General features: G+C 64.4%; 10 protein-coding genes. 5 read left to right on the top strand and 5 right to left on the bottom strand.

Annotated elements, in window-relative coordinates:
- Position 1: 1 nt before the first annotated feature.
- The 4 genes from bcsA to bcsD form a co-directional block, all read right to left on the bottom strand.
- Positions 2–2212 carry a UDP-forming cellulose synthase catalytic subunit gene (bcsA, locus tag BUS12_RS11785; protein ID WP_074295860.1) on the bottom strand — a complete coding sequence of 737 codons (2211 nt, stop codon included), beginning with the start codon at positions 2210–2212 and terminating at the stop codon, positions 2–4.
- Positions 2209–2997, bottom strand: coding sequence for a cellulose biosynthesis protein BcsQ (gene bcsQ, locus BUS12_RS11780; protein WP_074295859.1), 789 nt, complete (start codon positions 2995–2997; stop codon positions 2209–2211). Before bcsQ ends, bcsA begins: the two co-directional genes overlap by 4 nt.
- Complete coding sequence (gene bcsP / locus BUS12_RS11775; protein WP_074295858.1) at positions 2994–3977, bottom strand: cellulose biosynthesis protein BcsP; 984 nt, start codon at positions 3975–3977, stop codon at positions 2994–2996. Before bcsP ends, bcsQ begins: the two co-directional genes overlap by 4 nt.
- Positions 3978–4066: 89 nt before the next feature.
- Positions 4067–4522 (bottom strand): cellulose biosynthesis protein BcsD, encoded by a 456-nt coding sequence (gene bcsD, locus BUS12_RS11770; protein ID WP_074295857.1) that lies wholly within the window; start codon positions 4520–4522, stop codon positions 4067–4069.
- Positions 4523–5097: 575 nt separating this feature from the next.
- Between bcsD and BUS12_RS11765 the strand changes: the two genes are divergently transcribed.
- Complete coding sequence (locus BUS12_RS11765; protein WP_074295856.1) at positions 5098–7434, top strand: bifunctional diguanylate cyclase/phosphodiesterase; 2337 nt, start codon at positions 5098–5100, stop codon at positions 7432–7434.
- Between the two features lie 9 nt (positions 7435–7443).
- On the opposite strand, the gene BUS12_RS11760 is transcribed toward BUS12_RS11765, so the two are convergent.
- On the bottom strand, positions 7444–8487 hold the full coding sequence (locus tag BUS12_RS11760) for a LacI family DNA-binding transcriptional regulator (RefSeq protein ID WP_074295855.1): 1044 nt from the start codon (positions 8485–8487) through the stop codon (positions 7444–7446).
- Between the two features lie 195 nt (positions 8488–8682).
- Between BUS12_RS11760 and BUS12_RS11755 the strand changes: the two genes are divergently transcribed.
- From BUS12_RS11755 to BUS12_RS11740, 4 genes are all read left to right on the top strand, one after another.
- Positions 8683–9891: an ABC transporter ATP-binding protein gene (locus BUS12_RS11755; protein ID WP_074295854.1), complete on the top strand. Its 1209-nt coding sequence runs from the start codon at positions 8683–8685 to the stop codon at positions 9889–9891.
- A gap of 11 nt (positions 9892–9902) precedes the next feature.
- Positions 9903–11882, top strand: coding sequence for a beta-galactosidase (locus tag BUS12_RS11750; protein ID WP_074295853.1), 1980 nt, complete (start codon positions 9903–9905; stop codon positions 11880–11882).
- Between the two features lie 35 nt (positions 11883–11917).
- Entirely contained in the window at positions 11918–13171 is a 1254-nt protein-coding gene (locus BUS12_RS11745) for an ABC transporter substrate-binding protein (RefSeq protein WP_074295852.1), read from the top strand.
- A 77-nt stretch (positions 13172–13248) separates the two neighbouring features.
- Complete coding sequence (locus tag BUS12_RS11740; RefSeq protein WP_074295851.1) at positions 13249–14223, top strand: carbohydrate ABC transporter permease; 975 nt, start codon at positions 13249–13251, stop codon at positions 14221–14223.
- Positions 14224–14225: the final 2 nt, after the last annotated feature.

Genomic DNA, 14225 nt, shown 5'->3' with positions numbered 1-14225 from the left:
GTCAGTCTTTTTTCGTTTTCAGCTTTTTGACGTCGATTGGGCGGCTTCGCATCGAGCCGCGCAGGTCTTCGTAAAGATGTTCGAAGAGGCCGGCAATCCCGCGCACGCCGACCAGCAACACGTGTGACAGTCCGCGCAGCGGCGTATCCTGCTGGCGTCCTTCGGCCCAGCCCATCCAGGCGTCGGCACGCGCGAAGGTGGACTTGACGAACTCGTACTCCTGCTCGCGCGACATCTGGTCGAAGCGCAAGCCGACCCGCCCGGGCGCCGTGAAGCCGACCGTGGCGGCGAACGCATATTCTTCGTCGCCGCGAAACAGGGAGACAGTCACGCGCTCGTGCATCGGCACCTGGATGCTGTTGGGCAATTCCACGCCGACACCGCCTTCCGAGTAGTCGATGGTCTGGCAGGCCAGCGTGCGGCCCGTCGAGAATTTCAGCATCACCGGCATTTTCATCGCCACGCGATGCACGGCGCGAATCTGCCGGCGCTCGCTTGCCGCGGCCACGCTCGCGCCGAGGATCAGCATGTTGTAGCCGGTCCACGCCAGATTGAGGAGGGTGGTCTGCACTTCGCTGCGCACGCCAAAGTTCAGATAGATATGCACGAGACCGGTGACGAAGCCGACCAGGTTCAGCAGCAGCAGGAACAGGTAGGGGCGCGAGATGGCCCAGTCGAAATAGTTCTTCTCGATCTGGCCGCCCTTGGCCGTCACGTTGAATTTGCCGAGCTTCGGGTTGATCAGCGCGAGCAGGGTCGGGGCGGTGATGTACGAGGCCAGCACCGATTCGTAGACCTCGGCCCAGAACGAATGGCGGAACAGGCGCTGCATGCGCGAGTTGGTGATGCTCGCATGCATCATGTGCGGCATCGCGTAGATGGCGATCGTGCTGGCCGCCGCTTCGATCACGTGCGCGCCGAAGAACAGGAACGACAGCGGCGCGGTCAGGAACACGAGACGCGGCACGCCGTAGAAGAAGTGCATCATCGCGTTCAGGTAGCACAGCCGCTGGCCGAGCTTGAGGCCCTTGCCGGTTAGCGGATTGTCGATCCGGAAGATCTGCGTCATGCCGCGCGCCCAGCGAATCCGCTGGCCGATGTGACCTGACAGACTTTCAGTGGCGAGGCCTGCCGCCTGGGCAATCGCGAGATAGGCGGTGGTGTAGCCGAGCCGGTGCAGCTTCAACGCGGTGTGCGCGTCTTCGGTGACTGTCTCGACGGCGATGCCGCCGATTTCCTCGACCATCGAGCGGCGCAGCAGCGCGCACGAGCCGCAGAAGAAGGTGGCGTTCCACAGGTCGTTGCCGTCCTGCACGAGGCCGTAAAACAGCTCGCCTTCGTTCGGGACTTTACGGAAGGTGCCGAGATTGCGCTCGAACGGATCGGCCGAAAAGAAATGGTGCGGCGTTTGCAGCATCGACAGCAGCTTGTCGCGCAGGAACCAGCCGAGGCCGATCTGCAGGAACGAGCGGGTCGGAATGTGATCGCAGTCGAAGATCGCGAGGAATTCGCCGCTGGTGATCTTCAGCGCTTCATTGATGTTGCCGGCCTTGGCGTGGCGGTTGTGCGTGCGGATGGTCCAGTGGACGCCCACCTCCTCGCAGAACGCCTTGAACTCCGGACGGCGGCCGTCGTCCAGCACGTGGATGGATAGCTTGTCCGCCGGGTAGTCGAGTGCGAGCGCTGCGTAGATGGTCGGCTTGACCACCGAGAGCGGCTCGTTATACGTCGGGATGAACACGTCGACGGTCGGCCAGGCGCTGCGATCGGCCGGCAGCGGCATCGGCTCGCGCTTGAGCGGCCAGGCGGTCTGGAAGTAGCCGAGCATCAGCACGACCGTCGAATAGACCTCGGCCGAGACCAGCAGCAAACCCCATACGGCGTCGAGCGGATGCTCCCAGTAAGTCGTGGCGGTCAGACGCCAGAACATATAGCGGCCCGAAGCGACCACCGACAGCATGATCATCACGAGCGTCGCATAGCGGCCCTGCAGACGGCGAAACAGCAGGGCGCAGATGAAGCAGCAGGTGGCGAAGGTCAGTTGCTCGTAAAACGCCAGCGGCACCGTAAATACGAAGTACAGGATCACCAGCGCAAACAGCGTGAGGCACACCACGACCGGCGTGCTGCTCCAGAAGCGGGCGTCGACGAAGCGCTCGAGCCGGGAGGGCTCGACAGCAGGTTCCGTACTCCGTGCTTGCGGTGTGCTCATGCGACACTCCCCGGCGAAACAGCAATCGAGTCGACCCGCGACATCAGCCATTGGCTGCACGCGCGGAAATCGGCGGCAGCCTGGCTGAGCGGATCGTAGTGGATCAGCGTGGTATCGCAGGCAAGCGACTCGCTGACCCCTTCGTCCTGGTGAATCACCCCAGGGAACAGCTTCTCGCCGAGCAGATGGCGCAGCACCTTGAGGACGTCCTTGGTCAACTGGCGCGACTGGTCCACCTGGTTGACCACGTAACCCACGCCGCCGAAGTCGGGACGCGGCGCGGCATACGCGTCGATCATCCGCTCCATTTGCGGAATCGCTGCGTAAGAGGCGGCGTCCGCGAGCACCACGTTCAGCGCGAAGGTCGCCGCGCACAGCGCGGTGCGCGTATAGACCGACGAACCTGGCGGCGTATCGATCACCACGATGTCGGAAGCGTCGAGCCGCAGCGATTCAAGCGACTGCAAGAGCCACTGCGGCTCGTGATCGATATAGGCTTCGAAGCGGCGCCGGTCGTCTTCGACGACCGCACCGTAAGGCAGCACGGTTACGCCGTCGACACCGTCGAACATGATGCTTTGCCAGGGATCGCCGCTCAGGGTGGCGCGCGACAAACCGTCGATGCTGTCGAGCGGCACGCCGAAGTGCAGGCGCAAGGCGTTTTGCGGATCGAGGTCGAGCGCGATCACGCGTCGGCCACTGGTAGCGAGAACGGAAGCGAGGTTGGCCGCAAGCGTGGTCTTGCCGACCCCACCTTTCGCGGAAACGACCGCAATAACTTTCATGAGCGACGCGGGCCGTTGGTCAGCCACGAATGAGGAGCCGGCGTTGCCGGGGTGGAGGTCTCACCACGCAAACGGTCGAACAACGAACCGAGCGCCGCCGGTGCGGCTGCGGTCGCAGGTGTTTGGGCCGCGGGTGCCGTGCTGGGTGCTGCCGGTTCGAACAGCTTGCCGAGAATGGACGTCGGCTGGGCAGCAGGTGAGGGTGATGCAGCGGGTGCCGTGGTGCGCGGCATGAACGTGAAAGCGGGCGGTGCAGGCTGGGCGCGGGCGGGCGTGGGTGCGACGCCAGTCCTTGCGGCAACCGCAGACGTGGCGGCTGCGGCGAAGGTTTGCGCGACTGGCGTGGCGGGTGCGATCGGCGCCGGGGTACGCAAGGCAGGCGCGGCGGAAGTTGCGCGCGCAACGACCGGCGACACGGCGACGGGCGCGATTGCCGCAGCGATTGCTGGCGGCACACGGCTAACCGGCGGAACGCTCGCGGCCACGACAGGCGGAACCGGCGCTTGCGGTGCAACCGCCGGCGGCGTGACGATGACAGGCGCGACTGCCGGCTGCACTTCGCCGGCGGCGAGTTCGGCATTGACGGCTAGCGGCAGGGCGGAAAAGCGCTCGGCGCCACGCGGCGCCTCGGACTTGACGGCGTTGCCGACCGGCGGAATCGTGCGCCGATGCGGTCGCGTAAACAGCGGCGTCTTGCTGCGGACCTGCTGCGTGCCGGTGCGTCCTGCTTCAGCGGGACCGTTTGCCGCGAGCGCGTCGCCGGCCGGCGACTGCGCTTGCGCGGCTTCGTCGGCCTTCGCCAGAGGATCGCGGCGCGTCGGAATGGCCGGGATGGACGGCTGCGTCAGATCGAGCGTGACGAGCAACGGCCAGCGCGTGCGTGCCGAACTCGCTTCGTTCTCGCGGCCGATTTCCTGGTAGTCGCCCGCGTTGCCGCCAAAATGCCCGAAGAGGGTTTCAATATCGCTCGAAGGACTCATGTCGCCGCCGTCGTGTTCATGTCTATCGTGTCTTGCGTTGGGCGTGTTGACCCGCCACCGCCGCCGGTAAAAAAACCACCACGCAGGGCTTACGCTGGATGGCGGCCGAGCTGAAATTCGATCGTTGCGTATTCATCGAACTCGCTTGTCTGGACTACCGACAGACCTTCCGCACCCAGCGCGCTGAGCCACGTCTGATAGACGCCTTCGAGAAAGGCCGGTGTCCAGTTGAGCGCGGCAGAGCCGAATGCCTGCAGCGGTGCGCAGGCGTGAACGATACGCAGGTAATCCGCCTGGTCCGCCAGCTCGACGTAACCCCAATCCGCTTCCTGCCAGCGTGCGTTCAGCGCCTCGGCAAGGTCGGCAGTGGAGCCGCAGGGCGGAAGCGGATGCGCCGCCGCAAAACGGCAACCCACGCGATACATCAACTGACGCAATTCGCCTTGCCCGATCTGCGCTTCGAACTCTTCCGCCAGCGCAGTGAGCAAGCCGCGCCATTGAGGGGAAATCTGGCGTTGCAGCAGGTAGTCGACGGTAGGGACCATGATTTCCGAAAAGGATGACCGTTTGTCGTTAAGCCGTGGTTAAACGGAGCGTCGGGATACGGACATCTGAAAGTGTTGCGGGTAAGGCGCGCGTTGCACGCGCCCGGCGGTTACTTTTACCTGTGCCACCTGATATGCGGTAACCGCCGCCTCTTTATACGCAGTCTACTGAAGAGATTAACATTTCGCTACCACCGTCCTGATTCAAGTTATAGGGGCTTACGCACACTTCGGACGAATGGATGCAAGAGCGGCACGCATTTTTTGCCGATACGTTACCCATCAAGGCGCGCAAACGATAAAAGGCTGCAGTTATGTCGCGTTGCCGACACCCTTGCTCCCGTAAAACCTCGTAACACTGTTGTGCGCTTGCATCATCGGCGTGCCTGCTGTTTTCGGCTCGATCACGCTTCCTGGGTTTCACCTCGGGTTGTTGCTGCATCGCCCGCACTGCGAGCGAGCGGACTTCCATCATGCCGGCCATCTAAATTTGTTTGATCGCAGGCATTAATATTTGTCTGAGGGATGCCGTTATACATCGGCAGAGTGACGGAACCGGCCTGATTTCTATCAATATGCTTTCCACCTCAACGCAACACATGACCGATGCCCATTTGCGTCACCGCTTTCATCGACGTTCGCTGGAACAGCAGCGTCCGCTGTCGACGGTCACCATGGCTTTCACGGTCTTCGCCACGTTGTTGTTTGTGCTGGCGCGCAACCTGGTAGCGGGCCCCGCCATTGCACTCTCCTACCGGATCGCCTGCGTGCTGTTTCTGGGCCTGCTGGTGACGGGGGTCAGCAAGGCTCGCAGCACGGCCGTGTTCGGCAGCCTCGGGGTCGCTTACACGCTGGTGCTGGTTGTCGTGATTGCCCTGAACATCTCCGGTCTCGAGCAGCCGATGCTGTGGGCGCTGCCCGCCTTGCTGGTGATCCCGATCTGCTCGGCGCCGCTCTGGCTCACGCCGACGCACTTCTTCGCCGGTACCGCGATCTTCTATGTCAGCGGTCTGCCGCTGTTGTTCCGCCAGCCGCAGATCCACGACGTGAATGTCGTGGCGTGGCTGTGGGTGCTGATCGGCGCGCCCACCTCGGCAGTCTTTCACTTCGGCTTCTACTGGTTTCGGCGCGACCATTTCCTGCTCGAGAACCGCCTCGCGCAACTGGCCGCCACCGATCCGCTGACCGGCCTGCAGAATCGCCGCGCCTTCATGGAACAGGCCGAGCGGCGTCTGGCCGCGCTCGGTGAATCGACCAAGGTGTGCGCGATCTTTGTCGACATCGACTCGTTCAAATCGTTGAACGATCAGTTCGGCCATGCAGCTGGCGACCAGACGCTCTCTGAAGTCGCCCAGGTGTTGATGGACCAGACGAACGCGCAAGACAGCGTGAGCCGGATCGGCGGCGAAGAGTTCGCGGTGTTGCGGCGTGGCGGGCTCGCGTCCGCGTTGGAACTGGCCGAACGCCTGCGCGGCGCCGTCGCCTGCATTGCGCGTCCGGACGGCTACGTGACGGCGAGCTTCGGGGTGGCCGAGCATCGCGTCGGCGAGAGCATCATGGCTTTGCTCGACCGTGCCGACGAGGCGCTGTTGCGTGCCAAGCAGTCCGGCCGCAACCGGGTGTGCGCCGAGCGCGCCATCCCGCTCGACCCGCTGCAACTATTGGGCAACGGCAACCCGGGCGACCCGAACGATCCGGCGGCAAGCGTCCGGCCGCAGTGGGACGGCTACTATCTGACCTCGCACTTTCAGCCGCTCTACAGCTTGTCGCATCAGAAGCAGGTGGGCTTCGAGGCGCTGCTGCGCGGCGAACAGAGCGACGGCACGCTCGTGCCGCCCGCCGTGCTGTTCGCGCCGCGGCCGTTGAGCGACGAAGGCGCGCTCGACCGGGCGAGTCACGCGGTCCATCTCGCCAACGCGCAGCGGCTGATTCCCGGTGAGGCGTGGATCTTCCTCAACATCCTGCCCGCGACCTTCGTGGCGAAGGGGTATGCCGATCAGTTGGCCGGCATCGTGCGCCTCGCCGGGCTCGAGCCGGACAAGATCGTCCTTGAGATTCTCGAGTCGCATGGCGGCAGCGTGGATGAGATGTCACGGGCGGCGGCGCGCTATCGCGAGCACGGCTTTCTGATTGCCGTGGACGATTTCGGCGCGGGCCAATCGAATCTGGACCGGCTGTTCCGCATTCGTCCTGACTTCGTCAAGCTCGACGGCGAACTGATTCGCGCCACCATACCGGGCACCCAGCAATCGATCCTGCCCAAGCTCGTTTCCCTGCTGCACCAGGCGGGCATGCTGGTGGTCGTCGAAGGCGTCGAGACGACCGAGGAGCTGATTCTCGCCGTGGAGTCGAACGTCGATTTCGCACAAGGCTTCCTGCTGGGCCGACCGGCTGCGCAGATCGCGCCGCCGGACTCGGTCAACCGGTTGATCGACCGTTCGTTCGATGTGATCGCGCAGGGCCGGGCGCATCTGCATGCGCTGTTCGAAAGCAAGGTAGAGCCGTACCGCTTCGCCCTGCGCAGCGCCGCCGACGCGCTGCTGAGCGGCATCGGCATGGACGACGCCTTTGCCGACCTGGCGCAGCACGAACTGTGCATCAGCTGTTTCATCCTCGATGACCGGGGGCGGCAGATCGGGCCGGAAGTGCCGGGCGTCGCCGGCGGCAAGCTAGGCGAGTCGCTGGAGCCGGTCGCGGATCCGCGCGATGCCCGCTGGGATCATCGTCCGTACTTCAGAAACGCGGTCTTGCTGCCGGGCGTGCCGGTGGCCAGTAGTCCTTATCTGTCGCTGGCGAGCGGCCGGCCCTGTATTGCGGTGACGGTGGCGATCCAGTCGCCGGAAATGCGCTCGGTGGTCGGGACGGAGCTCGACTGGTCCGCGCCGCATTTGCCCTGGCCGGCCAGCGAATAAGCCCGGCACTCAGCTTCGCTCCGCACGCGGTGCCTGGGTCGAGCCACGTACGACCAGTTTCGGCGCCGACGTGATGCACACGCGCGGCGCTTTGGCGGCCGCCCGGATGCCGCGCGGCGACGCCTCGATCAGTTCGCGCAGCAGGGAGACCGCGAGCTCCGCCGCTTCGACGGTCGGCACGGCGACGGTGGTCAGCGCCGGGCGCGACTCCTGGGCAAGCTGAATATCAGTAATGCCAACTACCGAGAGATCGTGCGGCACCTGCAAACCCAGATCGGCGGCCGCATGCAGGGCGCCGAGCGCGGGCAGGTCGTTGGTGGCGAAGATGGCCGTCAACTGCGGGTGCGTCTCCAGCAGTTCGCGGGTGGCGCGATAGCCGCCCTGGGTGGTGTCCCTTGCATGGCGCACCGGCGCTTGCGCGGCGTCGAGACCGGCCGCGCGCAGCGCATCGACGAAGCCGTCGTAACGCGCCGCGTGGATGCCCGCAGCCTTGCTGGCCACAATCGCGCCGATCCGGCGGTGTCCCAGTTCGAGCAGATGCTGGGCAGCCAGCTGGCCGGCAAGGCGGAAGTCCACGGCCACGCAGGGCAGGCCGGGCGGCTCATGCGGACGTTCCCACATGCACAGCACGACCGGTGCGCCGCGCGCCTCGGTCTTGTGCAGGTCGGCGAAGTCGAGATTGGCGTTCATCACCAGCACGCCCTCGGACAAGGTGCCGGCAATCTGCTCCAGATAGGCGCGTCCCGCCAACGGATCTTCGTTCGTATTGCAGATGATCAGAAAGTGGCCGCTGCTGCGCGCCGCCCGCTCGACGGCCAGCGCAAACTCGGGATAGAACGGGTTGGCGATGCTCGAGACCATCAGCGCGATCGTCGGCGCGCGGCCCTCGGCCAGTGCTCGCGCCGCCAGATGCGGCTGATAGCCGAGCGCTTCGACGGCCTCTAGCACCCGCTGCCGGGTCAGCGCGCCGACCCGCCCGCGATTGCGCAGCACGTTCGACACCGTGGCAGGTGTGCAGCCGGCGCGGCGGGCGACTTCGCTGAGTGTAGGCATATTGGATTCATTATTTGGGACGGTTTCTCAAAATTTGCGTCCTGCCCAAAGGCGCGGCACCATTTGCCGCATAGACAGAACGATATCGGAGACGCCGCAGCAGGCCATTGATCGCACGCGGTCAATTTTTTTCGCCTCTGCAGATTAAGCGCTTAATCTCCGATTTCGAGCCGATTAAATCACGGAGACGAGGCGATGGCGAGCATTTCGTTGAGAGGCGTCCAAAAATCGTACGGCGAGGGCGCACCAGTGATTCGCAACGTCGATCTGGAGATCGGCGAGAACGAGTTTTGTGTGTTTCTCGGGCCGTCCGGATGCGGCAAGTCCACCCTGTTGCGCATGATCGCGGGTCTCGAAGATGTGAGCGACGGCGATCTGTCGATCGGCGGGCGCATCGTCAACGACGTCCCTTCAGCGCAGCGCGGCGTGGCGATGGTGTTCCAGAGCTACGCGCTGTTCCCGCATATGACCGTGTTCGAGAACATGGCCTTCGGCCTGAAGCTCGCGAAAACCCCCAAAGACGAAATCGACCGCAAGGTGCGGGAGGCTGCGCGCATCCTGCAACTCGAAGCGTTGCTCGAGCGGCGGCCCAAGGCGTTGTCGGGCGGGCAGCGGCAGCGCGTGGCGATCGGCCGTGCCATTGTCCGCGAGCCGGGCGTGTTTCTGTTCGACGAGCCGCTGTCCAATCTCGATGCCACCTTGCGCGGCCAGACCCGCGTCGAGATCGCGCGTCTGCACAAGCAGTTTGCGAAGGCGAGCGTCGTCTACGTGACGCATGATCAGATCGAGGCGATGACGCTGGCCGACAAGATCGTGCTGCTGCACGCCGGCAAGGACACCGAGCGCTACGGCAGTATCGCCCAGATCGGCGCGCCGCTCGAGCTGTATCACCGGCCGAACAGCCGTTTCGTGGCGGGTTTCATCGGCTCGCCGCGGATGAATTTTCTGCCCGGTAAGGTGGCCGCGATCGACGCACGCGGCGTGAGCGTCAAGCTCGATCACAGCGGCGAAAGCGTGCGCGTCGCCGTCGATGGCTCGGCTTTGAGCGTGGGGCAGGCGGTGACCTTCGGCGTGCGGCCTGAACATATGGAACTGGTGGATGCAGCGGTTGCCGCCGGCGTGCCCGACCCCGCTGCCGCGTCTGTCTCCGCGTCTGCGCCAGCCACCCTTCAAGACGCCGCCGTGCTGGCGCGCACCGTTTCGCTCGTCGAACAGCTCGGCGAACACAGCTACGTCCATCTGGACGAGGCCGACGGCGCCGTGCTGATCGCCAAGGCGCCCGGCGACACGCGCCTGAAGCAAGGCGATCGCGCCAGCTTTCGCGCGCCTGCCTCTATCTGCCATTTGTTTACCGAAGACGGCTTTGCCGTTGCTTCGCTCGAATCCGTCGAACACTACGCATAAAGGACACTCGGATGCGCCTTGGAGTCTGCTATTACCCGGAACACTGGCCGGAATCGATGTGGGAAGACGACGCCCGCCGCATGAAAGCGCTCGGTATCGAGCAGGTGCGGATTGCTGAGTTTGCCTGGAGCCGGATGGAGCCGTCGCCCGGCGAATACGACTGGGGCTGGCTCGACCGCGCCGTCGACGTGCTCGGCGCGGCCGGCCTGCAGGTGGTGATGTGCACGCCGACGGCGACGCCGCCGAAGTGGCTGATCGACCGTCATCCTGACATCTTGCCGGTGGGCGCCGACGGGCGGCCGAGGACCTTCGGCTCGCGCCGTCACTACGATTTCTCGTCGCCGTCGTACTACGTCGCTTCGGAGCGGATCTGCAGCGCGGTGGCCGAGCGCTACGGCAAGCATCCGGCGGTCGCGTACTGGCAGACCGATAACGAGTTCGGTTGCCACAACACCGTGGTCAGCTACTCGCCGGCGGCGGTGGGGCGCTTTCGCGAGTGGCTGAAGGCGCGTTACAAGACGATCGACGCGCTGAATCGCGCGTGGGGCACGGTGTTCTGGAGCATGGAGTACCGCAGTTTCGATGAGATCGATGCGCCGGTGGCGACCGTCACCGAGGCGCATCCCTCGCACCGGCTCGACTACCGGCGCTTCGCTTCGGATGAAGTGGCGCGCTACAACCGCATGCAGGTCGAGATCATCCGCGCGCATTCGCCGGGCCGGCCGGTCGCGCACAACTTCATGCAGTTGTTTACCGAGTTCGATCACTACAAGGTCGCCGCCGATCTCGACGTGGCGACGTGGGACAGTTATCCGCTCGGCGCGCTCGAAGAGCAATGGTTCGCGCCCGAGCTGAAGGCGAAGTGGCTGCGCACCGGTCATCCGGATTTCGCGTCGTTCAATCACGACGTCTATCGCGGCATGTCGAAGCTGCCGTTCTGGGTGATGGAGCAACAGCCGGGGCCGGTCAACTGGGCGCACTGGAATCCGGCGCCGCTGCCGGGCATGGTGCGCTTGTGGAGCTGGGAGGCGTTCGCGCACGGCGCAGGCTGCGTGTCGTACTTCCGCTGGCGCCAGGCGCCGTTTGCCCAGGAGCAGATGCATGCGGGGCTGAACACGCCGGATAACCGGCTGGATATCGGCGGCAGCGAGGCGGCGCAGGTGGCGGAGGATATCCGCGCGGTGCTGGCGGCGGCCGAGGACGCGAACGCCAGCATCCGCTCGAAGGTCGCGCTCGTGTACGACTACGAGGCGAAGTGGCTGTTTGAAATTCATCCGCAGGGTGCGGACTTCCACTATCCGCGTTTTGCGTTCGAGTACTACTCGGCGCTGCGTGGACTCGGTCTCGATGTCGATGTGGTGCCGGTGGATGCGCCGCTCGACGGCTATCGATTGATCGTGGTGCCGCCGTTGCCGGTGGTGCCCGCAGACTTCGCGGAGCGCCTCACGCGCTCGGGTGCCCAGGTGGTGCTCGGGCCGCGCACCGGCTCGAAGACCGCAGACTTGCAGATTCCCGCCAGCTTGCCGCCGGGGCTGCTCGCTTCGGTGTTGCCGGCTCGCGTGTGGCGCGTCGAGTCGCTGCGGCCCAACGTGACCGAACCCGTCAGGCTCGCCGGCAGCGCCAGCCTCGATGACGGTGTCGGACGGCATTGGCGCGATTTCATCGAAACCGGTGCGTCGGACCAGGACGCGCTGGAGATCTGCGCACGCTTCGCCGACGGCCATCCGGCGTACGTTCGCAGCGGTGCGATTCATTACTTTGCGAGTCTGTTCGACGACGCGCTGACCACGCGGCTCTTTGCCGGCATCGCTCGCGAAGCCGGTCTTTCGGTGACGGCGCTCGGCGACGGCGTGCGCGTCAGCCGGCGCGGCGGGCTGACGTATGTGCTGAACTATGGCGAGCAGGTTCATACGCTGGCCGATGTTCCGGACGCTGCCTTCGTGGTCGGCTCGCGCGAGATTCAACCCCAAGGTGTTGCGGTGTATCGCTGATGATCTAAAACGACGTAAAAACCAAGGAGACAGGCATGACATTCAAACTTCGCAAGGTTCTGGTTGCCGTCGCGCTGACTGCGGCCACCGCGGCGGCATCAATGGCCGGTAGCGCGCAGGCGGGTACGCTGACAATGAATATCGCGTTCAAGGGCGCCAGTCAGCGGGCGGTCTGGCAGCAGGTGATCGACGAGTTCAAGAAGGCCCATCCCGGCACCGACGTCAACGTGTCGTTTATCGATGAGGAGGCCTACAAGGTGCAACTGCCGGGCTGGCTGTCCACCGTCGCGCCTGACATCGTGAACTGGCATGACGGCGAACGGATGGCGTATTACGCACAGCGTGGCCTGTTCGACGACCTGAGCGGCGACTGGAGCAAGAACGGCTGGAACAGCACCTATGCCTCGACCAAGGAAGCCTCGTCGTATAAGGGCAAGCAGTACGCGGCGCCGACCGTTTACTACTCGTGGGGCATGTTCTATCGCAAGGATCTGTTCCAGAAGGTGGGGATCGCGGACGAGCCGAAAACGTGGGATCAGTTTCTCGACGCCTGCAAGAAGCTGAAGGCGGCCGGGATTACGCCGATTGCCGTGGCGGGCCGCGATGCATGGACGCTGGCCGGCTGGTTCGACTATCTGGATCTGCGCCTGAACGGCAACGCATTTCATCAGAAGCTGATGGCGGGCGAGGTGCCGTACACCGATCCGCGCGTGAAGAAGGTGTACACGACGTGGAAGCAACTGATCGACGCCGGCTACTTCATCGACAATTCGCTCTCCTACGATCTGGATTCGGCGCAGCCGTTCCTGTTCCAGGGCAAGGCGGCGATGATGCTGATGGGCACTTTCATCACCGGCGGTTTCCCGGCGAGCGTGAAGCCGGAAATGGGCTACTTCCAGTTCCCGATTATCGACCCGAAGGTGCCTACGGCCGAAGATGGTCCAGTCGAATCGCTGCATATTCCGTCGAAGGCCAAGAACAAGGCCGACGCTCACGCGTTCCTGGCGTTTGTCGAGACGCCGGAGATCGGCGCTCAACTGGCGACCGGGCTTGGCTCGCTGTCGGCGAACAGCAAGTCGCCGGAACCGGAGGATCCGATTTCGAAGATCGGCTTCCAGATTCTGGCCAACACGAAGGGCGGCATTGCGCAGTTCTACGATCGTGACATGACCAAGGAGATGGCCGACGAGGGCATGAAGGGGATGCAGCAGTTCGTGGCGGATCCTTCGAAGATCGATGAGGTGCTCGCGCAGCTCGAGCAGACGCGTCAGCGCATCTACAAGAAGTAAGCGTAGTTCGTAAGCAAAGCGGGCGTGGGTGGCGGTGTGCCGCCTGCGCTCGATCGGGATCGATCAGGAGACTCGCCGTGGTTCACTCCGTCAGCCGTCAGTCCATTAGCGGCGATACCGGGCCGGGTATGCCGGGCGGCGCCGCGCAATCCGGCGCGCCGCGTGTGCCGGGTACCGCGCCGCGCCGCCGCGGCCCGTCGCCCACGGCGCGCCGGCAACGGCGTGCCGCCTTCCTGTTTCTCGCGCCCGCCTGCGTGATGGTGGCGATCTATGTGGTCTGGCCGATCCTGTCGACGATCCGCATCAGCTTTTTCAACTGGGACGGCATGACCGATCCCAGCTTCGTCGGTCTGGCGAACTATGTGGAGCTGTTCCATACGTCGACGTTCTATACCGCGCTGAAGAACAACCTGATCTGGCTGCTGCTGTTTCTGCTGGCGCCGCCCATGGGTCTCGCCGTCGCCCTGTATCTGAACCAGGCGGTGGCGGGTATCCGCATCGTCAAGTCGTTGTTCTTTGCGCCGTTCGTACTGTCGGGTGTGGTGGTCGGACTGATTTTCTCGTGGTTCTACGATCCGACCTTTGGCCTGCTGGCGTTGATCCTCGGGCACGGCGTGCCGGTGCTCGGCGATGCGCGCTACGCGACACCCGGCATCATCTTCGCGGCGCTCTGGCCGCAAACCGCGTACTGCATGATTCTGTATCTGACCGGACTTACCGCGCTGAACGCCGAGCAGGTCGAGGCCGCGCGCATGGAAGGCGCGCACGGCTGGTCGATGCTCTGGCATGTGATCTTGCCGCAACTGCGTCCCACCACGTTCATGGCGATCGTGGTCACGGTGATCGGCGCGCTGCGCAGCTTCGACCTGATCTCAGTGATGACAGGCGGCGGGCCGTTCGAGAGTTCCACGGTGCTCGCCTATTACATGTACGACCAGGCCATCAAGTACTACCGGATCGGCTATTCCGCCTCGGTGGCGGTGGTGCTGTTCGCGATCATGCTGGTCTATATCGTCTATCACCTGCGGCGGATGCTGCGCGCTGAGCAATAAGG

This window comes from Paraburkholderia phenazinium, assembly GCF_900142845.1.
Classification (GTDB): Bacteria; Pseudomonadota; Gammaproteobacteria; order Burkholderiales; family Burkholderiaceae; genus Paraburkholderia; species Paraburkholderia phenazinium_A.
Note: the sequence above shows the minus strand (reverse complement) of the source record. Positions and strands in the feature narration are given on the sequence as shown.

Coding starts and splice junctions, on each gene's coding strand:
- bcsA (WP_074295860.1), bottom strand. CDS start 2,212: ATGAGCACACCGCAAGCACGGAGTACGGAACCTGCTGTCGAGCCCTCC.
- bcsQ (WP_074295859.1), bottom strand. CDS start 2,997: ATGAAAGTTATTGCGGTCGTTTCCGCGAAAGGTGGGGTCGGCAAGACC.
- BUS12_RS11765 (WP_074295856.1), top strand. CDS start 5,098: ATGCTTTCCACCTCAACGCAACACATGACCGATGCCCATTTGCGTCAC.
- bcsD (WP_074295857.1), bottom strand. CDS start 4,522: ATGGTCCCTACCGTCGACTACCTGCTGCAACGCCAGATTTCCCCTCAA.
- BUS12_RS11755 (WP_074295854.1), top strand. CDS start 8,683: ATGGCGAGCATTTCGTTGAGAGGCGTCCAAAAATCGTACGGCGAGGGC.
- BUS12_RS11745 (WP_074295852.1), top strand. CDS start 11,918: ATGACATTCAAACTTCGCAAGGTTCTGGTTGCCGTCGCGCTGACTGCG.
- BUS12_RS11760 (WP_074295855.1), bottom strand. CDS start 8,487: ATGCCTACACTCAGCGAAGTCGCCCGCCGCGCCGGCTGCACACCTGCC.
- bcsP (WP_074295858.1), bottom strand. CDS start 3,977: ATGAGTCCTTCGAGCGATATTGAAACCCTCTTCGGGCATTTTGGCGGC.
- BUS12_RS11750 (WP_074295853.1), top strand. CDS start 9,903: ATGCGCCTTGGAGTCTGCTATTACCCGGAACACTGGCCGGAATCGATG.